Genomic DNA, 24,001 nt, shown 5'->3' on the forward strand with positions numbered 1-24,001 from the left:
GGGGATGTTTTCTACATCCCCTTATTTTATACTATTTAAAGCTTACGTTTTATCTTATGGATTCTTTTATAAAGCAGATAAGAATACAGGTTTAGACATGCTATTGATACTAATAAAAAGTAAAACATACCCATATAAAAAATTTTATATTGTAAAAATGCAGAAATAATGAATAGTAATCCGGTACTGGTAAAGATATAACCTCCTGCTTTGTGTGTCTTTCTCCATACCGTATCATCTGATAACACCCACGGATTACGGATTCCTATAAAGTAGTTACTTTTAAATTTTGGAAGGTAATTACCGAATATAACAAAAAATACGCCAAACACTATATTCAATATCATTTCAAAAGGTAGATGTACTTCAAAGGCTACTGCTACGGTAATCCAGTTTAAAAGAATTAAAAATACTGCTAGGACATGCTTAATAAGTTCATAAACATTCTCATGTCTTTTGTAATTCTCTCCTTTTGGATCTATCTTGGGTAAATAACGAAAAAGAATTAATATAAGTAAGGGTAATGCTCCCAATAACAGAATTACCTGCTTTTGCCCCATTTTACTAACTTCCCAGTTATAGTTCCACTGAATGGGGATACGTTCTGGTAAAATCGGATAAAAAATAAGTATACCCACAAAAGATAGTACTGCAAAGAACCTTATTATGTTTTTTGAAATCTTATTCACTTTCATCACCTCCAATACCTTCTTTCTTCGTAAAATCAAAAAACCATTTGACCAAATCCTGGAATATAGTTGTATTTAAGGTATATACTATATTTTGTCCCTGTCTTTCGTCACTGATTAGGTCAGCATTTTTTAATATACTTAAATGATGGCTAATAGAGGGTTTACTAATATTAAAATAGTCTGCAATATCTCCTGCGTTCTTCTCTGATTCAGCAAGAAGCTCCAGAATTCTTCTCCTTGTTGGGTCTGCTAATGCTTTAAAGGCGTCGTTCATTACACTTCCCCTTTCCGTCATAATTTAACCGTCTTAAAGCTCTATGAACAGTCTGCTGCCCCTGGTCTTTAAATAATATAACATAATAAGACTGCAAAGTACAACAATAACAGTTGTCAGACTGTTAATAATTAAAGGCGATACAAAAGGCCCCAGCAGTACCACTGCTATCCCCGGTATAACAGCAGTAATCAAACCAAAAAAGGCTGCGGTTAATGCTGCACCACTTTGTTTTATGGCACTGACCTCTGTCGTCCAATTGAAATTGGGCAGATGGAGATTAATAATGAGTCCGGCTGCGGCAATAAATACAGTGTAACAAGCAGGCATTAACAGTACTAGTATTGTTTCTCCAATATTTAACCTAAAACCAATTGCTATTAATATTCCATCCAGAATGACAGCCGGTAAAGTTATAGTCAAGCTTACTGCTATTTTACTGCTAAATATACTCATAGGCGAAATCGGAGCTTTCTTTAGAATCCATAGATTTTTACCCTCTAAAGATATAGAACAGGCAGTGATATAACAGGTAGCGATACAGCCGGATACAAAAACCGGTGCCAATGCACCTAGCATGTCAGCCATTTCCGGTATCTCAAGTATCTGAGCAAGCTTTCTTTCTCCTGCGAACAAAGCCACTACTGCACCAATGGTCAGCATTACAATACCCATAGCCGTATTAAGTACATAAAGATTGGAGGACAGATATCGTTTTAATTCCTTGCGATATAATGCTTTTATGGGAGCGCTCTGAGTAAGTGTACTTAGTTTATACTTTCCATTTGTTACTGTTGCTAAAAGGCATGTGTTAATCTTCTTAAATCTCCATCCAATAACCCTTGCAAATAAAAGAAAAGCCAGTACTGAACTAGAAATAAAAAGTATCAAGGACACGGACTCCCCTCCGCAGACTGCTCTTTCATACAATCCTGCCAACGGATACAGTTCTTCTACCTGCTTTGTTATGAGTGCACTCATCTCTCCTAATTGTTGCGGTGAGTTATCAGATCTAAAACTAAGTATGATAACCCCAGAAAGCATTAAAAGAATCAATAGCAGATGAATACTATTGCTATATTTAAACCTTAAGGAAATAACCATAGTGATTGTGCCAATAGCAGTTGCAATAATCATTGGTATCAATGGTATTAAAAATACAGTTAACATATGAAGGATATAGTAGCTAATAGATGCCTTTGCAAGAATCCCATAGACCAAACCTGCCGGGATCATAATAATTAAAGTAAACAAAAGATTCACCAGATATAATAACAGCAGCCGGCTTGCTGCAATTTCTCCGGTCCTTACAGGCAGAGACATAATCATATCATAATCTTTAAATCCAAATAAGGTTCCTTTTACTTTATAAATAGTGGTTAACAGGGTAATAAGACTGGTAGCAGCCATCATTAATTCGGGTAACAATACTAGAATTTTCTCAGAATCAGCTCCGGGAATGGAAAGCAGTGCCATTCCTAACGTATAGCTGTATACAAAAGAAGTCCCTGCCAGTAATAATATGATAGCTAAAAAAGAACTATAGAATAAAAGGTTCTTCTTCGAAGGCTTACTACTATGAAAAGAAAAAGCAGTCCGCAGTTGAACTTTTGTTAACATCAAAACTTTACTCATTCTACCACCCTCCTATTTCTCAATTAAGTCCATAAAAACATCTTCCAGACTATGATTTCCTTTTACCGTTTCTGTATCTCCGCTGATAATCAATTTACCGCCTTTGATAATGGCAATTTTATTACACAGCTTTTCAGCAACTTCTAAGACATGGGTAGAAAAAAATATTGCACTTCCATCCTTACAAAGCTCAGCCATAAAGCACTTTAAGGTATGAGATGCCTTGGGATCAAGACCTACAAAGGGTTCATCAAGTACTAACAACTTTGGCTTATGGATAAATGCAGAAATTATGGCAAGCTTTTGTCTCATTCCATGAGAATAAGAAAAAATCAAATCTCCTAAGTTTGAAAGAATTTCAAACGCACTTGCATATTTCTCAATTAGCTGTTCTCTCTCTGCTTTTGTCACCTCATACATATCTGCGATAAAATTCAGATATTGAATACCAGTCAAATGTTCATATAAATCAGGGTTATCCGGAATATACGCCGTTTGTTTTTTACAATATAGGGCATCCTTCTGAATGGAGATACCATCTATTTCTATCTCTCCTTCTTCAAAATCCAGAACACCGACTACGGCACGCAAAGTAGTCGTTTTACCTGCTCCATTATGACCAATAAAACCGTAGATATCACCTGCCTGTACTTCAAGGGATAAGTTATCTACCGCTTTCTTACCATTTTTATAACTTTTACTAAAATTTTGAATCCTTAACATATTAACTCCAATCTGCTGGTCTTGGCACATGCAATGACCTGCTAATTATTTTTATATTTAGATAATTATCTAAATATCTACATTTATATTATAGAATCTGACAGTGGATACTGTCAATAGTTTTCATAAAAAACTCCTGCAAATTCCCGGTTTTATATACCACGTGAATCTGCAGGAGTGATTTATGATATTATATTAAGGCTGTGCTGTTGAGCTGGTATTGGTGCCGCTTTCTGTATCTGAATCTGTTCCGGCATTCGCATTGGCATCCTTCCCATAAATATAAGCATGAATTTCATTTCTGGTTGCTTCCCAATCTTTAGGAACTAATACGTCCTGTTTATATTTGCCGATGGTTACCTTCTCAGCGTTATAGTTGCCATCTGAAGGGATACGGTTTTGTTCCAATTCATTGGCGTTCAGGCTTGCTGCTTCTTCCAAATAAGTGTTAAAATCCTTCTGTGTAATATCTGTTTTTATACTGATATTAGATAATACCTCGTTCATGAATAAGCCAAGCTGAAGAATGTCCTTATGTTTCATTTCGTCAAAAATAGCATTTAACACAACTCTATGTCTCTGGGTTCTTCCAAAATCATTATTTTCCGTTCCCGTTGATACTTTACGTACTCTACAGTAACCAAGTGCCTGATTTCCTGAAAGTCTGTTCACCCCTTCCACAACATGACGCTGTGAAGGATCTGATATATAATTAGTGGTATTCAGATAATAAGCCTCTTTGCTGGTTAATGTTATATCTACACCACCAAGCATATCAACAATTTTTTCAAAAGAATTAAAATTAACAGACACATATCCATCCAGGTCAATTGCAAAATTCTTTTCAATGGTTTGATAGAGCAGGTCAACTCCTCCTTTTGCATAGGCAGAGTTTAATTTATTATCATTGTAACCCGGTATCTGGACATATAAATCTCTCATCAAAGATGTAAGCTTCAACGTCTTTTCTTTTGTGTTCATAGTGGCAACAATCATTACGTCCGTATTAGAAGCACCACCTATCTCTTCCACACCTAAAAGAAGAATATTAACTACATGCTCAACAGCTTTTGGGGGTTTTTCTGCCGCTGTTTTTCCCGGTTCGCTTTCGTTGTTAGGATTTTCTGTTTCTTCATAATCCAGTTTGCCATATATATATTCACCTGCTATATTAAAAAGCAATCTTCTTCCACCAGGCGTAAATACCAACAATGCAAACATTAACATAATAGATGAAAATGCTATTGCGAAGATTTTTACTCCTTTGGGGATTTTTTTCTTACTCTGCGGTTTCTCATTTGTATTTGTACTCGTTTCCTTCCCCTCCAACTCCATGCTGATTTGTTCCGCTAAGGACACATTGACTTCATCTAAAAAGTCATCTCCATCAGTAAAACTATTAATTTTACTGCCAAGGTCGTTAGAATACTGTTCCCATCCACTACCAGCAGACAATTCTTCCGTATCTTTCTTTAAATCTTTGCGTTGATTGTCTTTATCCATCTACTACACTCCTATAATCCATCTTAACATTACTATTCACCTAGTTCAAAGATGATTCGGCTTTCATAAGGGTCACAACATATTAATTTAACATATGCTTTACATAAATACCGAACAATTATAACACATGTTTTGTCTACTTTTAAAGGTATTTTTTTAATATTAAGAAAAATTAAAAAATATGACAGAAAAACATTAATATTATCATTGGTTAAATTCTGAGAAAACATTCAATATTACAAATATTCACTGTAAAAACCTATAAGTAATTTAACGAATTTTATTAATTCTTAGAATAATAGGACTAACAATGTGCATTTGGTAATGGTACGCACGGATAAGAAGCTCTCTGACTTTTCTACACACATACCAAGCAGTGTATTACTGAAAATCAAAGAGCTTCTTATGCTAATTACTTCGTTTTAATGGTCTTAAGTACTGACTCTGTGAATTATTTAGATAATTTATCAATCAACTTTACGATTTCTTCTATTTTTTCTTCTTCTTTTCCTTCTGAAAATCCTTCTTTCACACAATTTCTTAAATGGGCATGTATGATTTCGTTATTCACTTTCTGCAGGATAGCCTGGGCAGCCATAAGTTGATTTGAAACATCCACACAATACCGGTCTTCCTCAACCATTTTTAACAAACCATCAATCTGCCCTCTGGCTGTTTTTAGCAGCCGGGTTACTTTTGCTTTGTCTGCTTTCATATTAGCTCCCATCTTGGTACAAGTACAAGGTTTTTGCACTTCACATCAAATCTTTTTTATTTTCCGAACAGTCCTTTTTTCTCTTCAATGGAAACCACTTCATAGCCTGCTTCCGTTACAACATCTCTTAGTATTGTATCTGAGACCTCAGAATGCAGATTCACTGTCGCTGCTTTTTTCTTTAAATCAACTTTTGCTTCAACACCATCCAGTGCATTTAACACCTTTTCAACTTTTGCCTGACAATGTCCACAGGACATTCCTTCAATTTTAATTATTTTTTTCATACTATTTGTCTCCTTTTACTAGATTTAATATAATTTAAGTGTGTCTCATGTGGAAACGCATGCTTTAATACCTTTTTGGCTTAAAAAATTTCAAGCGAAGGGCATTAGAAACAACGCATACGGAGCTTAAGCTCATTGCAGCTGCTGCAAACATAGGGTTCATTTTCCAGCCCAAGATAGTGTAGAGTACGCCTGCTGCCAGTGGGATACCGATTGTATTATAAAAGAATGCCCAGAATAGATTCTCTTTTATATTTCTAATTGTTGCCTTACTTAATTGAATTGCGGTTACACCATCCAATAAATCACTCTTCATTAAAACAATGTCTGCTGATTCTATGGCAATATCCGTTCCGGCACCAATTGCAATACCAACATCCGCTCTTGCAAGTGCAGGAGCATCATTAATACCATCACCAATCATAGCTACTTTCTTACCCTGTTCCTGAATACTGCGAACTTCATTTTCTTTGTCCTGAGGAAGAACCTCTGCAACAACTCTGTTTATATTCAATTCCTTTCGAATTGCTTCTGCTGTAATCTTATTATCCCCCGTAAGCATGACTACGTCAATACCCATAGCCTTAAATTGTTCGATTGCTTGTCGGCTGGTAGGTTTAACCACATCGGCAACTGCTATAATACCAAGTAAATTGCTGCTATCAGCAAAATATAATGGTGTTTTTCCTGACTGCGCAAAACTCTCTGAATCCTTTACAAACTTATCTGTCAGTATATTATTCTCTTTCATGAACGCAAGATTACCTGCATAATAAGTATTTTCTTCGATATCAGCCTGAATTCCTCTTCCTGAAATAGCATTAAAGTTCTTTACTTCTGATAAACTAAGGGCGTTTTCTTTTGCTCTCTCCACAATTGCTTCTGCCAGGGGATGCTCAGAAGGCTTTTCTAAAGAGGCGGCAATCTGCAAAAGTTTTTCTTCTGTAATACCTGCTGCTGTAACAATATCCGTCACTTTCGGTTTACCTTCTGTAATAGTACCGGTTTTATCAAGAATAACTGTATTAACCTTGTGGGCAATTTCAAGTGCTTCTGCGGATTTAATTAAGATTCCGTTCATAGCACCTTTTCCGGTGCCTACCATAATTGCCACTGGTGTAGCAAGACCAAGAGCACAAGGGCAGGAAATGACAAGAACTGCAATTCCTATCGATAATGCAAATTCAAAGGTAGCCCCCGAAATAAGCCAGACAATTGTGGCAACTACTGCTATTACAATAACTATAGGAACAAAAATACCACTAATTTTATCAGCCAATTTTGCAATCGGCGCTTTTGATGAACTTGCATCCTCCACCAGCTGAATAATCTGTGCTAGTGTGGTATCGTCCCCAACCTTCTGGGCTTTAAATTTAAAGAAACCTGTTTTGTTAATAGTAGCACCAATAACTTTATCTCCGACATTTTTCTCAACCGGTATACTTTCCCCGGTAAGAGCAGATTGGTCAATCGCTGAGCTTCCTTCTACAATAATTCCGTCAACAGGAATACTCTGTCCCGGTCTTACAACAATAATATCATCAATAACCACATCTTCTAAAGGAATTTCTTCTTCAACTCCATTTCGTATTACAGATGCTGTTTTTGGTGCTAAATCCATAAGTTTCGTAATCGCTTCTGAGGTTTTTCCTTTTGAACGTGCCTCCAAATACTTACCTAACGTTATCAGGGCTAGTATAGTACCTGCTGATTCAAAATACAAATCCATGGAATAATGCATAACACTATCCATATCCATATGTCCTAAGCCATAACCTATTTTAAATATGGCAAAGATTCCGTAAGCAATTGCAGCTGCTGAACCAATTGCAATTAATGTATCCATGTTAGGTGACCTGCGGAGCAAGGTCTTAAATCCCACTTGATAATATTTACGATTGACATATACAATAGGCAGCGTTAATAAAAATTGCAGAAAAGCAAAGGTTACCGCATTTTCTGTTCCATGTATAATATCCGGCAACGGAAATTTAAGCATATGCCCCATTGCTATATAAAGCAAAGGTATTAGAAATAAGAATGAAACAATAATCCTCATCTTCATTTCCTTTAGCTCCATCTCAACTGTATTCTCCTCTTTTGCCTTTGATTTGGCCGCCTTGTCTCTTGAGAAGACAGATGCATTATAGCCGGCATCCACGACAGATGCAATAATTTGATTGTTATCAGTAACCTCGCCGTTATACTCAACATTCATACTGTTCGATAGTAGATTCACAGTTACTGCGTTGACTCCAGGAACTTTTTTAACACTCTTCTCAACGGCTGCTGAGCACGCAGAGCAAGTCATTCCAGTGACACTGAATTTTTGATTCATCACTTACACCTCTCTCACTACACCCCCGTGGGGTATTCTTTATTACAATAAAACTTTACACATAAATTGGTTTTTTGTCAACCCCTATAAACAAGAATTATTCTCAATTACCTTAGATTTTATTAATACGTGACTTATTTTCATCAATTCTAATCTCTCGGTTTCTTAAATTAAAAAATACTATACTACATGAATTGCATAACATAAGGCATTTAAGTTATGACCCAGTACATCTATAATCAAAATATAATTTGTATTTAGTATTCTAACCCAAATTAAATACAACTAAAATAAAGGAGAGGTTTTTATGCTGAAAAGTCAGATAATACGTGCCAAAGCACCGGAGATGGACCCCCTTCGACTTGGAATGGGCTGGAATCTAGGTGATCTTAATAAACCTCAGATTATTGTAGAAAGTACCTTTGGCGACAGTCATCCGGGAAGTGCACATTTATTCACCTTTGTAGACAAAGCCGTCTCCGGCATACAGGAACAAGGGGGTAAGGCCGCCCGCTACTTTGCTACAGATATATGTGATGGTATGGCTCAGGGGCATGATGGTATTAACTATTCCCTTGCTTCCAGAGATACCATTGCTAATCTGATTGAAATTCATGCCAACGCAACCACCTTTGACGGAGGAGTGTTTATAGCAAGCTGTGACAAAGGAGTACCTGCTCAACTAATGGCAATCGGTCGAATTAATATTCCAAGTATTGTAGTAACAGGCGGCGTTATGAAAGCAGGTCCAGATTTACTCACCCTTGAACAAATTGGTACATACAGTGCCAAACAAAAAAGAGGTGAAATTACAGAGGAGCAATTAGATTATTATAAGCACCATGCCTGCCCCTCTTGCGGTGCCTGCTCCTTTATGGGAACTGCTTCTACCATGCAGATTATGGCGGAAGCTTTAGGACTTATGCTGCCGGGCAGTGCATTAATGCCTGCAACCTCTCTTGATTTAGAAACTATAGCTTATAAAGCTGGAAAGCAAATTGTTAAGCTTGCTCTCAAAGGTGTTAGGGCTGCTGATATTGTTACAAAAAAATCCTTTGAAAATGCCATCTATGTTCATGCCGCTATATCTGGCTCAACCAATTCTCTTCTTCATATTCCTGCTATTGCCCGTGAATTCGGTATTGAACTTAGCGCAGACCTTTTTGACAAAATGCACCGCAATGCCCGCTATTTACTAGATATCCGCCCTGCCGGAACATGGCCGGCCGAGTACTTTTACTATGGCGGGGGCGTCCCTCGAATTATGGAAGAAATAAAATCTATGCTATATCTTGATACCTTAACTGTGACCGGACAAACACTTGGCGAAAACTTAGAAAACTGTAAAACCAATGGATTCTATGACAGATGTGATGAATTATTACAGAAAGTGGGTTGTAAGCGAGAAGATATCATCCGGCCTTTTGAAAATCCTATCAGTAAGAAAGGTACAATAGCTATATTGAAAGGAAATCTTGCACCGGATGGTGCTGTTGTTAAGCACTCTGCCGTACCAAAAGAAATGCATACGATTATTCTTCGTGCAGTACCCTTTGATTGTGAAGAAGATGCCATCAAAGCAATTCTGACTCACAAAATACACCCCGGTGACGCTGTGATAATCCGCTATGAAGGTCCAAAAGGCAGCGGAATGCCGGAAATGTTTTATACTACAGAGGCCATTTCCTCGGATGAGAAACTTTGCAAAACTATCGCCTTAATTACTGATGGCAGATTCTCAGGTGCTTCCAAAGGACCCGTCATAGGTCATGTTTCCCCTGAGGCAGCAGAAGGGGGCCCAATTGCCCTGATTGAAGAAAATGATATTCTAGAAATTAACATTCCTGAAAGAAAATTACAGCTCATTGGCTGTAAAGGGGTTAGAAAGACTCCAGCAGAGATAGAAGATATTTTGTTACAACGCCGCTCAGAATGGAAGCCACGACCTTTAAAGTATCAGAAGGGTATCTTAAAACTATTTTCAGAGCGTGCTGCTTCTCCCATGAATGGAGGTTACATAGAGTAATATTACTATTATTACGAAAGTTATAGTCTTAACAAAAATAATAAGCACCAGGTTATCAAACATGTAAAAGTGTGATAACTTGGTGCTTGTTATTTAAGAAGTTTAGGCAGCCGCGGCCAAATAATATATAATAACCAATGCTCCAAGAATAATACGATATATTCCAAAAGCAGTAAAATCATTCTTTTTAATATATCCCATCAGGAATTTAATAGCAAGTATAGATACAATAAAGGCTGACAGCATACCGAGTATTAATATAAGGAGTTCGTTACCACTAAAGTTAAAACCGAATTTGACAAGTTTAATCAGGCTTGCTCCAAACATAACCGGTACTGCCAAGAAAAATGTATATTCTGCTGCTATTGTTCTGGATATACCAAGCAGTAAAGCACCTACAATCGTTGCTCCGGAACGTGAGGTTCCCGGAAATACAGCTGCAATCAGCTGAAAAAATCCAATTAAAACGGCCGACTGAATTGTAATTTCTGCAATACTGTTAACCTGTGGTCTTCTTCCTTTGTTATATCGTTCAATGATAATGAAAAGAATACCAAAAACAATTAACGCTATCGATACAGACATATAATTGTAGAAAAGTGCATCAAATTCGTCTCCCCAGGCTACACCAACAATTCCGCCCGGTATACAAGAGATTGCCAGCTTTCCCCACATTATCATGGTATCTTTCTTAATAAATTTTTCTCCTTTATTAAACGAAAATGGGAATAGCTTATTCCAATAAAGAATTACAACCGCCATAATTGCTCCAAGCTGTACGACAACTAAGAACATTTCCATAAAAGCTGGCGTAACATTCAATTTAATGAATTCATCCACCAGAATCATATGTCCGGTACTACTTATTGGCAGCCATTCTGTGATTCCCTCTACAATTCCTAAGAATATAACTTTTAAAATCTCTAAAAAATCCATTCTTCTTTTCTATCCTTCCTTTCTTTACGGTTCATGGCCGCATTTTCATTATTATACCATAAATCCAATTTCTATAACAGTCTAATCGAGGGAATAAGTCACGGTTATTTCTTGTGAATCCGAATGTTTGCCCTTATTTATCTGTAATGCACAATACTGTATTCATATAGCCATTGCATAGCTGCCATAGCCATGGCAAAAAGTGTCAGAAGCACAACCAAAAAAATAGCTGTTTTATCATAGATAAGTATCTCTTCTTTATTACGACTGTTACTTATTAAAATCTCACTTCCAAGCAGAATAAACAGTACTGGCCAAATCTTAAAGATTAAGTCATAGGTTATGATTGGGGTTATGATTCGAAGAAAAAATAATATTCCAAACAGTATTAACCCGGTTCCTAGGGTTATGGTACCGACTCTATGGGTTCTCATTCTCTTCCTCCTCTTTTATAACATCGGGTATATTTTTTATTATTTCTGGCACAGTATCTACATGAACTTCCCGGACAGACTCTGTTTTAGGATTGATATTGTCTGTAGTTACTACTGCTGCTTTCAAAACACTATCTGTTTTTTCTTCCTTATCTAGTTCTTTTTTCTTACCTTGAATCATCCGAACACCTATAAAAATGATGAAGGCCGCAAAGAGTAGCTTTGGAGCGTCCCATCGCAGACTTCTTATGACTTCTCCTATTGCCCCCATATAAAACCTTGATGTTAGAAAGTCCAGCATATTATCAGCAATCAATATACCACCTAATGCAATAAGCCCTACCGCAACTGCATAGTCGTACTTTTTAATAAAATCAATTATTATCCGGTTGTCTTTATTATCAAGAAATATAAAGTGATCTTCTTGTTGTTTAAACATCATATCCGGCATAGACATCTTATTTATGGAATCAAAAAAGCTATAAAACCATAGTACTGGAAGTATAAGCAAAAAAACTTCCATTCTTAAAACATAACCAATTGCAACTAGCAACGCTGCCAGTGACATTATGGATACTCCCTGTTTCATGAATCCCATATACATATGTCCTGCTCCGAACATAGTTGAAAAAATAAAGGTAAAAAATTTACTCTTCTTTCTTATCATTTTAATGGCTCCTCCTTATGATTTGTGTCTTGATAAAATCTATCCAAGTTAAATCTGCCAGTCCTATCCCCTGCTCCATTTTCAAAATTATCAAAAATTGCGTTTATACCGGATATATCCTGTTGCCAGTTAATATCTTCTTTTCCCGTACTGCCATTTCTTCCTTGGATACTGCCTTGTTCTCTGCTTCCCAATATATCAGGTAAAAACAAAAGAAACAATGCACCACACATGGCCAAACCTACTTTCATACTGTAACGGAACAATTGCATTCTTTTTGAATTTAGCTGCTGTTCAATTCTGCGTCTGGTTTCCTGCTTTGCTGAGATTTTAGAAGCTTCTTTTAAAATATTATCTTTTACATAGTGAGGTGCTGCTATCATGTTCTGTCTTTCTATAAACTCCAGATATAGTTGCATACAATCATCACATTCCGAAATATGCCCTAATTGCTCAAGATTTAACTCTCTGCCCTCTTTTATACAAGAACAGATTACTTTACACTGCCCTACACTAGTTCCCATCTTTTTCATTCCGTCACTCCTTTCTCCATAGCTTCTTTAACATGTTTTTTGCGCGGTAAACTTGAGTCTGTAAAGTTTTTATGTTCTTCCCACTCTGGCTGACCATATCCGATATATCTTTTTCATGAAAAAAGTAATCCAAGGCAACTTCTCTGTAAGGCTCCTTTAGCTGGGTACATAGAGTATAGAGTTGATTCTTAACTTCTCCCTCTTCCACCTCTTCTTCTGGTGTGGGTATTTTACTTTGAAACTCATTTAAGTATGTATCCTCTGTTGGTACACTTTTTCTACCAGAATGTTTCAGATAATCCAGACATTTATTTGTAGCAATCCTGCAAATCCAAGCCTTTTCGTTAGTACCATCAAAGTCATCAAGACCCTTATAAGCTGCCAGAAAAGTTTCCTGGGTTAAATCTTCTGCATCGAAATAATTTTGTACCAGCTTAAAGCATATGGAAAAAACCAGATTTTTATAGGCATCTATTAAATGTTCTAGATAGATATCACGATTGATTCTTTCCACCTCCCAGCTTTTTCTCATTTATCATAATCTTTTTACTAAAAATCAAAACTCTCAATTAATATAACGAATGAAGTGTACCCTTTACTTCATAAATAAAAAAGATTATTATATTTATTTATCTATAATAATCTTTTTACCCCATAAATTAATCTTTGGAGAGAAATGTCTTTACTTTCAGATATAATCCGTCTGTAATTATTGTAATGGCACCTTCTCTATAAGTAATTAGAATCTCACTTTCTATTGCTTCAAGCCTTTTTAACAATGCATCGTGCGGGTGTCCATACCTGTTACCTCTGCCACAGGAAATAATGGATAACTCAGGCTTTACAAGCTGTAAGAACTCTTTATGGGTAGAATTTTTAGATCCATGGTGAGCTACCTTTAATACATCATAATCCACTGCTGCTTCTTCCAAATATATAGAGGTTTGACTTAAAATATCACTTAATTCACTGGTAACCGCCTTCTCCCCCTCTCCTTCTAAATCACCCGTTAATAATAAATCAAACTCTTTAAAAGTAATGCTTAATACGATTGAAGAACTATTGCCCCCGTTGGAAACATCGGTTGGATGTAGGCAGGTAATGGCCACTTCACCATCTTGTATTTTATCTCCCTTTGTTATATAGAGAACGTTAATGCCTTTTTGTTCAGCTAGTTCCTGAAGTTTAAACATTGCTTCATCCATTTCCTTCAAATCTGGCAGTACCAGATTTTGAATTGTTATATAATTTACATACTCGGTGTTTTCTTCACTACCCTTTACGCTATATGAGTGTTCGGATTTCATGCTTTCCATAAGCTCCTTTACACCGGATATGTGATCAGAATCTCCATGTGTTACTATAGCATAATCAATTTGTTTTATTCCCAGTTGTTTAAAATACGGAATTATCCGGTACTTTCCCACTTTTTTCTCATCTGAGCTTCCTCCGTCAATTAAGAAAGTAGTCTTATTGGGTGTTACCATAACGATTCCATCTCCTTGCCCTACATCCAAAAAGGTTATCCTAAGGGATTTGTCATATGGTTTAATTAAAATCACACATAATAAAAGCAGTACGAAGAGTTTTTTCCTGTATACCTTTTTTTGATTTATAGCAACAAACGTAATTAATATGCCATAATATAATATTATAAACAACCCGTCTGGTCTTCCGGTGGTAATTGTTCTTCCCGGCAGATATAGTGCTGTCTTACAGACGAATTCATAGAATACTAACGTATAATGTACTCCGCCTGCTAAAAACGTTCCAATAGGGAATAGAAACAATCCAAATGTACCGGCAGTAACTGCTAATAATATAATGAACGACGACAAGGGAAGAATTAACATATTTATTAGTATGGAATATGTGGGAATTTCATAAAAGAAATATAACAAAGTGGGAGTTGTTACCAACTGAATACTAACACAGATTAAAAAACTATCCATAAGCTTATGCTGAACTGATATAGCTTTTTTTAATATAGGATATACTAAGGAGATTCCCATAATTGCTCCGAAGGAAAGTAAAAATCCAGCATTGAAAAGCTCCATGGGTGACTGTAACAAAATAACTAATCCACTTAGTGCCGTCGCGGAAAGCATGTCATAGGTACGTCCTACCACTCCTGCTGCCATAAATATAACAAACATAGCCACAGCCCGGTTAGTAGATACACTAAAATTAGTAAGAACACCATAGGAATATAAACTGATACAACAAATTACAGAAGTTAAAATAGTAGGCATGCCAATCTTACGCAATATTTTGTATAAAGTTAGTCCAATCAAGGTAATGTGAAGGCCGGATATAGCCAGAATATGCGAGATACCATTTACCTGATAAAGCTCTTTTGTCTGTGGATCTAACACTGATTTTTCATTAAGTATCATAGCACCTAATATACCTGCATCTCTTTCCGGCAGCAGATTTGCATAGGTCTGTAAATATTTTGTCTTTATATAATAGAGACTCTGAAGAAACACTGAATCGCTTTTTTTAAGCACTTTTATTGTCTTTCCATACATTTTAAAGCTAAAATTCTGAGACTTATAGTATTGATACTCATCAAACTGCCCGGGATTCGTCGGTTCTTTAAATGATTCGGCTTTTCCCGCTACCGACACTTGATATCCTAATTTGAGGCTTTGTACTGAAGATATGTATACAATTACCTTCTTGACTTCTATTTGTTTCCTTAGTAGTTCCTCTACTCCTTCTCTATCTATATCCTGTGTGAACGCTTTCGGAAATTCTCTCAACGTTAAATTACAGTCTATTAAGGTTATACGGGTGGAATTTTCTGCTGTTTCTATATGTGTCAGACGACCCGTTAGTTCTGCTTCTAAGGAATCATAAAGAAAATCATCCAATATTGTGGGGGCTGCTTGTTTGTACATAAGATATTGACCCAATAGAAATAGGCATGGCACCAGCAATAAAAAATAATGGGATTTTTTATTATATTGTTTACTTCGGAATTTTATAATGAATATTAGAAATAAAAAGAAAAATGAAATAATTACAAAAAGTACTTTATAGAGACTTATAGTACGGTAACATACGATACCTGCCAGGTAGGAAGCAAGCAACCAGACAAGTGGTCTTCTTATCTGCATTACTTACTTCCCTCCATCAGTTCTAGCTTCCTTTCAAAGAAGCCATCAAGAGGAACATCCTCCCTGTATATTTTTTTAACAGCTCCGTCTATTGTGAATTGAACTTTACTTATGGTAGAAAGTTCAACCAGGGAATTTACTACCGAATATAGAACAATTTCGGGTTTGATTCCTTCCTTAGCAGACAAAAATTTATCATTAAAATCCACATAACAAATCCCATCCTTTGTGGTTACCTTTATTAACTCGGTACCGTCTGGAAGCGTTTTTAACATACTATCCTCTTTAGCTGTAGCCGGTGGTCCTTTCAGTAACTCGTCTATAATTAGCTTTTCAATTGCTATATTACCACCGTTTTTAATTTTAAGATGAGATTCTACTAATGCAGTACCTTTTTTGTTAGAAAAATATACCGTTACATATACATCTTCTGAACTTGTGTCATTAATGAAATCGTCGGCACGCATACTCAATGGCTTATCATTGGTACCTTTTAATATCTGATTCCCAACGTAAAATTCTACATATTCAATCCCCTCAATCTGACACAGGGTCATGACATAACTGGCACGGCATAAGACTTCGGTAATTGCCGTCATATTACTGTATTCTGAATTAAAATAAATACTTACTGTATTATCTTCAACGACAGGCTGCTTTTCTATAACAACCCCGTCTGGTTTTGATTTTTTTAAAGAAATATCTTCCGGTTCTTCATTAAGAGCTTCCAGATATTCCTCAACCAACTCTTCTGTTGTAGCTCCCTGCGGTGTAAAGGGCCTGCTTACAATTTTGGTTTCGCTTTTATCAATATAATAAATAACATTTTCAGTATTCTGCTCCGCCTCTGAATCTTTTGCTCTATCTTGGTTATTACTACAGGCACCTAGAATGAAAACAGAGAACACTAGAAAGAATACCAACTTATTACAGGTTTTTAACTTCTCACACTCGGTCACAGAATTCTCCTTTCCACAGTGTCAGGCAATATAGTTAATGGGAATACGCACCGTAAAGGTGGTTCCTTCCTCTTCTTTGCTGTAAACTTTAATCGCACCTTTATGCATATGAATAACATTTTTTGTTATAGACAAACCTAAACCGGTACCTCCAGTACCTCGAGAGCGTGCCTTGTCTACCCTGTAAAAGCGGTCAAAAATAGAATCCTGCGCCTCCTCTGGTATTCCGATACCTGAGTCCGATACCTTAACATAAAAATACTTATGGTCAGCATTTAATGAAACTCTGACCCAGCCATCTTCAACATTATACTTTATGGCATTTTCTATTAAATTAGATAGGGCAAGGGACAGCTTAACCTCATCTGCTTCTGCCATAACAGGACGAAAGCTCTCATAAATAAGTTCTATGTTGCTTTTTTTTGCAATGGGACGCAAACGTTTTAATACAGATTCTACCAGATCATTGATTTTTATAGAAGTAATATTCATTTCACTAGCAGTCTTATCCAGTTTAACAAGAGACAATAAATCATTTATAATTTTATTCTCTCGCTCTATTTCATCTGCAATATCCACCAAAAACTCCCGATACAACTCTGAGGGTGCATCTTCCTGCATCAAAAGAGAGTCCGCAAGAACTTTCACAGATGTCAGAGGTGTCTTTAATTCATGAGATACATTGGATACAAACTCCTGTCTGCTTCTTTCTAAATTCTTAATTCTGGTGAGCATCTGGTTTAAAGAACCGGATATAAGCTTGACCTCATGAAAACCGTCTACAGTGACCTCATCATCCATATATCCCTCTGTGAGATGCCCAATTGCTTTCCTTAGATTTATAAAAGGCTTTGTAAATACTCCTGAATAAAAAAAGGCATAAACAAATACAAGAATTGCTGTTGTCAGCATCAATACCGAAGTCTTTTTATTCAAAATTGCAGAGATATTATAAATATTTTTGGTAGAAAAATTCATAACAATAACACCCATAATTTCTTTGTTCGTAACATTGGTGTTATTGGTATTGTTTATATTATAAGTAATCGGTATTGTCATCTCGATGTATTTGTTTGTTGTATTATGAGAGACACTGTTGGTACCCTTTAGACATTTTATAACCTCCTCAGATATAAGAAAGTTACCGTCTTCAATTCCATAGGTATCTTTTAATACGTTTAATTTACTATCTACTATCAGTATTCTTCCTTCATACAAACCTGCTATTCGCATTAATTCAGCATTTACTTCAGATATTGTCGAATCTGTCATATACCCGGTGGTCAGCAAACGATTGGAAAGTGAACTTCCCTGATTCTGCATATCTGTCTTTTTCTGTTCGAAGGCAGTAGAATTATACGTATCTAACATCTCCCAGGAAAAAAACAAAATCGGCAGTATACCAATTAAGAAGAGTGCAAATAAAGAATGCACTCTCATACTCTTTAGAAACCATAATTTTTCTTTAATTTTGGAAAAAATAGCCAACACCCCATTTTGTATGTATATATTTTGGCTCACTCGGATTATCTTCAATCTTTTCACGCAATCTACGGATATGAACATCCACAGTCCTTACGTCCCCCGGATAATCATAACCCCAGACCGTATTTAGTAAGTTTTCCCTGCTATATACCTTATTGGGATTGAATATTAATAACTCCAGTAAATCGAATTCCTTAGCTGTTAAATTAACTTCTTTACCACTGACATATACCCTGCGGCTTTCACAGTCAATTTTTAGCTCCTCAAAGGTTATAACCTTGGCCTGAACCTCAGCCGCCTTTTTTGTACTTCGTCTCATAATTGCCTTAATTCTGGCTTTTACTTCCAAAATATTAAATGGTTTTGTTATATAGTCATCAGCACCGTATTCCAAACCTAAGATTTTATCCATATCATCGCCTTTTGCTGTAAGCATGATAATAGGCATATTAGAAAATTCCCTAATCTGCTGGCATACCTCAAAACCAGTTATTTTAGGCAGCATGACATCCAAAAGGATTACATCGTACTCCTTTTTTTTGGCTGCTTCTAAAGCCTCTTCACCATCATAGGCACAGTCCACTTCCATGCCGTCTTGTTCCAAGCTGAACCGTATTCCTTTCACGATTAATTTTTCATCGTCAACAACAAGCACCTTTTTTCCCACATTCATCACCTATCCTAATTTTTCACACATTGTAATAATGCTATTTAACAATTATCTTATCTTTAATTTTATTGAAGGCAGAATCCTTTATTCCACTAATATTTTTTATATCTTCAATAGCTTTAAAGTCTCCATGTTCCTGTCTATAATTGAGTATGCTCTCAGCCTTTGCTTCACCAATTCCGGGCAAGGTCATTAGTTCATTGATATCGGCTGTATTTATATTCACTTTGGAAGTATCCTTTTCACTCGCAACCTGCGAATTCATATAAAGGCTTTTGTCCTTTACCTCTGCCCTAGAAGGTATATAAACCTGCTGTCCGTCTGTAAGGACTGCTGCCTGGTTTACATATTCCCCTGCTGCTTCTTCTGTAAGCCCGCCTGCAAGCTTAATTATATCAAACAACCTTGTGCCTTTTTCTACCTGATATACATCGGGATTTTTGACTTCGCCACATAAATGAACATAGATTAATTCCTGGTCTTCTATATTCTTTATAGATTCTTCCCCAGATTTATTTGCAGTAATATCTGATTGTTCCAAGACAGATATACTGTCTTCGTCCATATCCTTAGCATCTTCTTCCGCATTAACGGTATCAAAAGATTCCTCAAGACTCTTTATAGACAGCTGAGTGCTTTGCTGATTATTCTCTTTACAGCTATAGAATATTCCGGACATAAATATAAAAAGAATCATAAGTCCGGTTTTTAAATACTTCTTTTGTTTCATATAACATCCTTTCTTATATGCAATATGCTTATAAAAAAGGCCTGTACAACTTAAGTATCCTCAATACTTACTGTATGCAACAACGTTACATGTTAATATTCTACATAATAAATTCTGGGATTACAATAGGTTTTTAAAAAGAAATCAAAGTTTAAGAAAATCGTCAGAAATCATTCCCATTTAAAGGTAAATATCCCTCCGATTACTAGCACCAGCCCGATTAATTTACGCCATTGGAACTTAACCTGTTCCGTACCGAACATACCAAATAATTCAATAACATAAGCTGTTAAAAGCTGTGCGGTAACAATTATCATAATAGCTTTTGCCGGGCCCAGGGTATCTACACTTTTTATAACGGTATAAGTTATAAAAGCGCCTATTGCTCCTCCTAAAAGCATATACTTGTTCTCAACTTTAAAGATACCTAAGAAGCTGCCTTCCCTTCCTGTTATAAACCAGGCTGCAACGCAAACAATGAGTGCAGTAAATTGTACAAAACTTGAGGATACCCATATACTGGTTTCCTTTGTCACCCCGGTATTAAATACACCCTGAATACTCATTAAAGCTCCCGATATAATAGCAATAATAAAGCCCATACCTTTTACCTGCCTAACTGTGTTGTACGGTTTTAAACATCCGCCGTTTAAATTATTCCCGATTAATACGGCTTTATTCTATAAAGTGTTTGAAAAGTTCTAATACTCCCATTGCAATGCAAGTCCATTCTATAAAAAAACTTCTATAAGCCATTTAGGAAAACGGTTTATAGAAGTCAATTAGAATATAGAAGCTGTAATCACTATGAATTTTCCAGAAGGATACTTTCCAGAACAGCCGTCATATCATCAATCTGTTCTTTTGTAATAATAAGAGGCGGAACGAATCTTAAAACATTTGCTCCTGCTGAAATAATGATTAATCCTTTATCCATTGCCTTTAAGATTATATCATTTACCGTACATTTAAATTCCAACCCCTGCATAAGCCCCTTTCCTCTTCTGTCCGTTATGATGGAATACTTTTGTTTTAAAGTATCAAGTGCATGTTCCAGATAGTCTGAGACCTCTTTTACGTGTGTTAATAAATTCATCTCTTCATATAGTTCAAATACCTTATTAACCGCAGCTGTAGCAAAGGGATTGCCGCCATAAGTAGTGCCATGGTCACCGGGCAGAAAGGCATTCGCAGCTTTTTCTACAGCTCCGAAAGCTCCTACCGGAACACCGCATCCAAGAGCCTTAGCAGAGGCTATAATATCCGGCTTAACGCCGTAAGCCTCATAAGCAAACATAGTGCCGGTTCTTCCCATGCCACATTGTATTTCATCAAAAATTAACAGAATATCTTTTTGATCACACAACGCTCTTAGACCTTTTAAAAATGCCTCTTTAGCAGGAAACAGACCTCCTTCTCCCTGAACTGGTTCCACAAGAATAGCACAAGTTCTCTCATTCACCTGATTCATAACACTTTCTAAGTTATTAAATTCAGCAAAAACAGTTCCTCCGATGAGCGGTTCAAAAGCTTCTCTGTATTTTGGCTGTCCGGTTACGGACAAAGCTCCCAAGCTTCTTCCATGAAAGGAATGTTCCATGGATATAATTTCACTATCAGCTCTTCCATGTTTTTTATAATAATACTTTCTTGCCAGTTTCACTGCACCTTCAATGGCTTCCGTACCGCTGTTGGTAAAGAAGACACGGTCCATTCCAGAGGCTTTCGTAAACTTCTCAGCTGCATTTACAGCAGGAACATTATAGTACAGGTTGGAAGTATGTAAAAGCTTATCAATCTGTTCTTTTAGGGCTTTATTATATTTTTCATTACCATACCCTAGTGCAAACACTGCTATTCCTGCTGCAAAATCCAGATAGCTTTTTCCATCTGTGTCATAAAGATATACCCCTTCACCCTTATCTAAAACCAGCTGGTATCTATTATACGTATGCATTAACAAGGCTTCTGCTTTCGTAATATATTCCTGCTTCTCCATAACCTGCTCCATCCTTTCTACTGGACTTTTTCGTGTTCAAATAAAATGCTTTCGTTATTGATAATGGCTGTACCAATACCACGGTTTGTAAAAAATTCTAACAAGAGGCAATGTTCCATTCTGCCGTCCAGAATATGTACTCTGGATACACCGTTTCTTACAGCATCAATACAGTTTTTTAATTTTGGAAGCATACCTCCTCCGATGAAACCATCCTGTATCAATTCATCTGCTTTATCAAGCGTCAGTACTGAAATCAATGTATTCTTATCGGTTGGATCTGTATACACTCCTTCAATATCTGTTAAAAAGGCAAGTTTTTCCGCACCAATGGCAGAGGCTACTGCACAAGCTGCATCATCGGCGTTAATATTGTAAGCATGAAAATCATCATCTAACCCAATCGGAGCTATAACCGGTACAAAATTATTGTCAATCAGGGTATTTATCAACTCTGTATTAACCTCTGTAATATTACCTACATATCCTATGTCCTGACCGCTCACATACTTTTTCTCTACTTTTAGAGTCGCACCGTCTTTTCCGCTGATACCAACCGCTTTTACTCCAAGCTGTTCTATCATTTGTACCAGTCCTTTATTCACCTTACCTAATACCATCTCTGCCACTTCCATGGTTTCTTCGTCAGTTACCCGAAAGCCCTCCACAAATTTTGATTCATGTCCGAGAAGGCTGACCCACTTACTGATTTCCTTACCGCCTCCGTGGACTATGATGGGCTGCATTCCTATAAGCTTTAGAAGTGCCACATCTTTTATGACATTAAGTTGTAAATCGGCATCTAGCATAGCACTTCCACCGTATTTTACTACAACCTTTTTCTTATTGAATTTTTGTATATAAGGCAACGCTTCAATAAGGGTTTGCGCCTTTATTAATATTTGATCCATCGGTTCCATTTCATATCCTTCCATGGTTAAATTCCTATCCGTTCTTTATAGATTTTCATTCTGTATTTTTAGTACTCTGTTATATTCCTTCATTTTCTTTGTTTACAGTTTATTATTAAGAACGGTAATCTCCATTAATTTTTATATAATCGTAGGTTAAGTCACACCCCCAGGCAGTAGCACTATAATTACCCATTTTTATATCTGCAGATGCCCTGACTTCCTTTTGAGACAATATTTTAGTTGCAAATTCTTCATCATACGCCGTTGCCATTCCATCTTCTACCAGCTTAAGCTTTCCGGCTGAACTTTCAATAAACAAATCTACTTTATAAGGGTCAAATTCTACCCCTGCATAGCCCATGGCACAAAGAATTCTGCCCCAGTTGGCATCATTTCCGCAAATAGCTGTTTTTACAAGGTTCGAGGTGATGATAGATTTACTTAAGCTAACAGCCTGTTCCTTATCTTTTGCACCATATACAATACATTCAAATAATTTGTTAGCACCTTCTCCATCAGCCGCCATTTTTTTCGCCAATTCTGTTGTTACAAAATGCAGTGCTTTACAAAAAGTAAGGTAATCTTCATTCTTTTCCGTAATAACAGGATTTCCTGCCTGTCCGTTCGCCAAAAGAATTAAAGAATCGTTGGTTGAGGTATCCCTATCAACAGACACCATGTTAAAGCTGTCTTTTACATCTGCACTAAGAGCTTCCTGCAACAACTCTTTTGTAATCGCTAAATCTGTGGTTACCACCCCCAGCATGGTAGCCATATTAGGATGAATCATACCGGAACCTTTTGCCATTCCCCCAAGTGTTACCGTGGTATCTCCAATTTGGAAGGTAACCGCACATTCTTTTGCATACGTATCTGTAGTCATTATAGCTTCTGCTGCCAACAAACCGCCAATTAAGCTGTCTTCTAGGGAATCTGCAAGAATCTTGCTTCCCTCCTCAATTACTTTAATAGGCATTTGCTGACCAATTACTCCGGTAGAGGCCGTTAATACGGTTTCTACTGGTATGTTCAGGGCATTCGCTACAGCAAGTGCCATCTTATAATTATTCTTCTCACCTTCTTCACCTGTACAGGCATTCGCAACACCGCTGTTTAACACAACTGCCTGTGCCGTCTCTCTTTCCTTTATCAGCTTCAAATCCCAAAGTACCGGTGCTGCTTTCACAAGGTTTGTAGTAAAGGTTCCGGCTGAAACCGCGGGAACCGTACTATATATTAAGGCCATATCTTTTTTTTTCTTTTTTATACCGGCATAAATTCCTGCTGCCTTAAAGCCTTGTGCAACTGTTACACCGCCTTCTATTTTATTCATTCTGAATTACCTCCATATATTTTTCG

The 24,001-nt window shown here is 36.7% G+C and carries 21 protein-coding genes and 1 pseudogene; 1 reads left to right on the forward strand and 21 read right to left on the reverse strand.

Features of this window, described 5'->3' with window-relative positions:
* Window positions 1-35: 35 nt before the first annotated feature.
* The 7 genes and pseudogenes from acsn021_RS15985 to acsn021_RS16020 form a co-directional block, all read right to left on the reverse strand.
* The gene (locus tag acsn021_RS15985) at window positions 36-689 is read right to left on the reverse strand and encodes an SdpI family protein (RefSeq protein WP_184093411.1); all 654 of its coding nucleotides are present in this window, start codon (window positions 687-689) and stop codon (window positions 36-38) included.
* Window positions 682-966 (reverse strand): autorepressor SdpR family transcription factor, encoded by a 285-nt coding sequence (locus tag acsn021_RS15990; RefSeq protein ID WP_184093412.1) that lies wholly within the window; start codon window positions 964-966, stop codon window positions 682-684. The genes acsn021_RS15985 and acsn021_RS15990 overlap by 8 nt, the downstream gene beginning before the upstream one ends.
* Before the next feature lie 33 nt (window positions 967-999).
* The gene (locus tag acsn021_RS15995) at window positions 1,000-2,601 is read right to left on the reverse strand and encodes a hypothetical protein (RefSeq protein WP_184093413.1); all 1,602 of its coding nucleotides are present in this window, start codon (window positions 2,599-2,601) and stop codon (window positions 1,000-1,002) included.
* A 12-nt stretch (window positions 2,602-2,613) separates the two neighbouring features.
* Window positions 2,614-3,324 (reverse strand): ABC transporter ATP-binding protein, encoded by a 711-nt coding sequence (locus acsn021_RS16000; RefSeq protein WP_184093414.1) that lies wholly within the window; start codon window positions 3,322-3,324, stop codon window positions 2,614-2,616.
* Window positions 3,325-3,519: 195 nt separating this feature from the next.
* Window positions 3,520-4,827 (reverse strand): LCP family protein, encoded by a 1,308-nt coding sequence (locus acsn021_RS16005; protein WP_184093415.1) that lies wholly within the window; start codon window positions 4,825-4,827, stop codon window positions 3,520-3,522.
* Between the two features lie 451 nt (window positions 4,828-5,278).
* Window positions 5,279-5,542, reverse strand: coding sequence for a metal-sensing transcriptional repressor (locus acsn021_RS16010; RefSeq protein ID WP_184093416.1), 264 nt, complete (start codon window positions 5,540-5,542; stop codon window positions 5,279-5,281).
* 56 nt (window positions 5,543-5,598) lie between these two features.
* Window positions 5,599-8,167, reverse strand: a pseudogene (locus acsn021_RS16020) (heavy metal translocating P-type ATPase).
* A gap of 307 nt (window positions 8,168-8,474) precedes the next feature.
* Between acsn021_RS16020 and ilvD the strand changes: the two are divergent.
* The gene (gene ilvD, locus acsn021_RS16025; RefSeq protein WP_330601787.1) at window positions 8,475-10,193 is read left to right on the forward strand and encodes a dihydroxy-acid dehydratase; all 1,719 of its coding nucleotides are present in this window, start codon (window positions 8,475-8,477) and stop codon (window positions 10,191-10,193) included.
* A gap of 102 nt (window positions 10,194-10,295) precedes the next feature.
* On the opposite strand, the gene acsn021_RS16030 is transcribed toward ilvD, so the two are convergent.
* From acsn021_RS16030 to argJ, 14 genes are all read right to left on the reverse strand, one after another.
* The gene (locus acsn021_RS16030; protein ID WP_184093419.1) at window positions 10,296-11,129 is read right to left on the reverse strand and encodes an undecaprenyl-diphosphate phosphatase; all 834 of its coding nucleotides are present in this window, start codon (window positions 11,127-11,129) and stop codon (window positions 10,296-10,298) included.
* A 137-nt stretch (window positions 11,130-11,266) separates the two neighbouring features.
* Entirely contained in the window at window positions 11,267-11,563 is a 297-nt protein-coding gene (locus acsn021_RS16035) for a LiaF transmembrane domain-containing protein (RefSeq protein ID WP_184093420.1), read from the reverse strand.
* Window positions 11,550-12,230, reverse strand: coding sequence for a hypothetical protein (locus tag acsn021_RS16040; RefSeq protein WP_184093421.1), 681 nt, complete (start codon window positions 12,228-12,230; stop codon window positions 11,550-11,552). Before acsn021_RS16040 ends, acsn021_RS16035 begins: the two co-directional genes overlap by 14 nt.
* A complete protein-coding gene (locus tag acsn021_RS16045; protein WP_184093422.1) occupies window positions 12,227-12,763 on the reverse strand; it encodes a hypothetical protein in 537 nt (178 codons plus the stop codon). Before acsn021_RS16045 ends, acsn021_RS16040 begins: the two co-directional genes overlap by 4 nt.
* Window positions 12,764-12,767: 4 nt before the next feature.
* Entirely contained in the window at window positions 12,768-13,295 is a 528-nt protein-coding gene (locus tag acsn021_RS16050) for an RNA polymerase sigma factor (RefSeq protein ID WP_184093423.1), read from the reverse strand.
* Window positions 13,296-13,422: 127 nt separating this feature from the next.
* Window positions 13,423-15,885: a DNA internalization-related competence protein ComEC/Rec2 gene (locus acsn021_RS16055; RefSeq protein WP_207727991.1), complete on the reverse strand. Its 2,463-nt coding sequence runs from the start codon at window positions 15,883-15,885 to the stop codon at window positions 13,423-13,425.
* A complete protein-coding gene (locus tag acsn021_RS16060; RefSeq protein WP_184093425.1) occupies window positions 15,885-16,844 on the reverse strand; it encodes a GerMN domain-containing protein in 960 nt (319 codons plus the stop codon). Before acsn021_RS16060 ends, acsn021_RS16055 begins: the two co-directional genes overlap by 1 nt.
* Window positions 16,845-16,865: 21 nt before the next feature.
* A complete protein-coding gene (locus tag acsn021_RS16065) occupies window positions 16,866-18,284 on the reverse strand; it encodes a sensor histidine kinase (protein ID WP_243167901.1) in 1,419 nt (472 codons plus the stop codon).
* Between the two features lie 25 nt (window positions 18,285-18,309).
* Window positions 18,310-18,996: a response regulator transcription factor gene (locus tag acsn021_RS16070; protein ID WP_184093427.1), complete on the reverse strand. Its 687-nt coding sequence runs from the start codon at window positions 18,994-18,996 to the stop codon at window positions 18,310-18,312.
* A gap of 40 nt (window positions 18,997-19,036) precedes the next feature.
* Window positions 19,037-19,729: a helix-hairpin-helix domain-containing protein gene (locus tag acsn021_RS16075; protein ID WP_184093428.1), complete on the reverse strand. Its 693-nt coding sequence runs from the start codon at window positions 19,727-19,729 to the stop codon at window positions 19,037-19,039.
* Window positions 19,730-19,899: 170 nt separating this feature from the next.
* A complete protein-coding gene (locus tag acsn021_RS16080; RefSeq protein ID WP_184093429.1) occupies window positions 19,900-20,331 on the reverse strand; it encodes a DMT family transporter in 432 nt (143 codons plus the stop codon).
* Window positions 20,332-20,534: 203 nt separating this feature from the next.
* Window positions 20,535-21,728 carry an aspartate aminotransferase family protein gene (locus acsn021_RS16085; RefSeq protein WP_184093430.1) on the reverse strand — a complete coding sequence of 398 codons (1,194 nt, stop codon included), beginning with the start codon at window positions 21,726-21,728 and terminating at the stop codon, window positions 20,535-20,537.
* Between the two features lie 17 nt (window positions 21,729-21,745).
* The gene (gene argB, locus acsn021_RS16090; protein ID WP_184093520.1) at window positions 21,746-22,639 is read right to left on the reverse strand and encodes an acetylglutamate kinase; all 894 of its coding nucleotides are present in this window, start codon (window positions 22,637-22,639) and stop codon (window positions 21,746-21,748) included.
* 115 nt (window positions 22,640-22,754) lie between these two features.
* On the reverse strand, window positions 22,755-23,975 hold the full coding sequence (gene argJ, locus acsn021_RS16095; RefSeq protein ID WP_184093431.1) for a bifunctional glutamate N-acetyltransferase/amino-acid acetyltransferase ArgJ: 1,221 nt from the start codon (window positions 23,973-23,975) through the stop codon (window positions 22,755-22,757).
* Between the last annotated feature and the right edge of the window lie 26 nt (window positions 23,976-24,001).

The sequence above is a fragment of the Anaerocolumna cellulosilytica genome (assembly GCF_014218335.1).
GTDB lineage: Bacteria > Bacillota > Clostridia > Lachnospirales > Lachnospiraceae > Anaerocolumna > Anaerocolumna cellulosilytica.

Coding starts and splice junctions, on each gene's coding strand:
- acsn021_RS15990 (WP_184093412.1), bottom strand. CDS start 966: ATGAACGACGCCTTTAAAGCATTAGCAGACCCAACAAGGAGAAGAATT.
- acsn021_RS15995 (WP_184093413.1), bottom strand. CDS start 2,601: ATGAGTAAAGTTTTGATGTTAACAAAAGTTCAACTGCGGACTGCTTTT.
- acsn021_RS16000 (WP_184093414.1), bottom strand. CDS start 3,324: ATGTTAAGGATTCAAAATTTTAGTAAAAGTTATAAAAATGGTAAGAAA.
- acsn021_RS16005 (WP_184093415.1), bottom strand. CDS start 4,827: ATGGATAAAGACAATCAACGCAAAGATTTAAAGAAAGATACGGAAGAA.
- acsn021_RS16010 (WP_184093416.1), bottom strand. CDS start 5,542: ATGAAAGCAGACAAAGCAAAAGTAACCCGGCTGCTAAAAACAGCCAGA.
- ilvD (WP_330601787.1), top strand. CDS start 8,475: ATGCTGAAAAGTCAGATAATACGTGCCAAAGCACCGGAGATGGACCCC.
- acsn021_RS16030 (WP_184093419.1), bottom strand. CDS start 11,129: ATGGATTTTTTAGAGATTTTAAAAGTTATATTCTTAGGAATTGTAGAG.
- acsn021_RS16035 (WP_184093420.1), bottom strand. CDS start 11,563: ATGAGAACCCATAGAGTCGGTACCATAACCCTAGGAACCGGGTTAATA.
- acsn021_RS16040 (WP_184093421.1), bottom strand. CDS start 12,230: ATGATAAGAAAGAAGAGTAAATTTTTTACCTTTATTTTTTCAACTATG.
- acsn021_RS16045 (WP_184093422.1), bottom strand. CDS start 12,763: ATGAAAAAGATGGGAACTAGTGTAGGGCAGTGTAAAGTAATCTGTTCT.
- acsn021_RS16050 (WP_184093423.1), bottom strand. CDS start 13,295: ATGAGAAAAAGCTGGGAGGTGGAAAGAATCAATCGTGATATCTATCTA.
- acsn021_RS16055 (WP_207727991.1), bottom strand. CDS start 15,885: ATGCAGATAAGAAGACCACTTGTCTGGTTGCTTGCTTCCTACCTGGCA.
- acsn021_RS16065 (WP_243167901.1), bottom strand. CDS start 18,284: ATGAGAGTGCATTCTTTATTTGCACTCTTCTTAATTGGTATACTGCCG.
- acsn021_RS16075 (WP_184093428.1), bottom strand. CDS start 19,729: ATGAAACAAAAGAAGTATTTAAAAACCGGACTTATGATTCTTTTTATA.
- acsn021_RS16080 (WP_184093429.1), bottom strand. CDS start 20,331: ATGGGCTTTATTATTGCTATTATATCGGGAGCTTTAATGAGTATTCAG.
- acsn021_RS16085 (WP_184093430.1), bottom strand. CDS start 21,728: ATGGAGAAGCAGGAATATATTACGAAAGCAGAAGCCTTGTTAATGCAT.
- argB (WP_184093520.1), bottom strand. CDS start 22,639: ATGGATCAAATATTAATAAAGGCGCAAACCCTTATTGAAGCGTTGCCT.
- argJ (WP_184093431.1), bottom strand. CDS start 23,975: ATGAATAAAATAGAAGGCGGTGTAACAGTTGCACAAGGCTTTAAGGCA.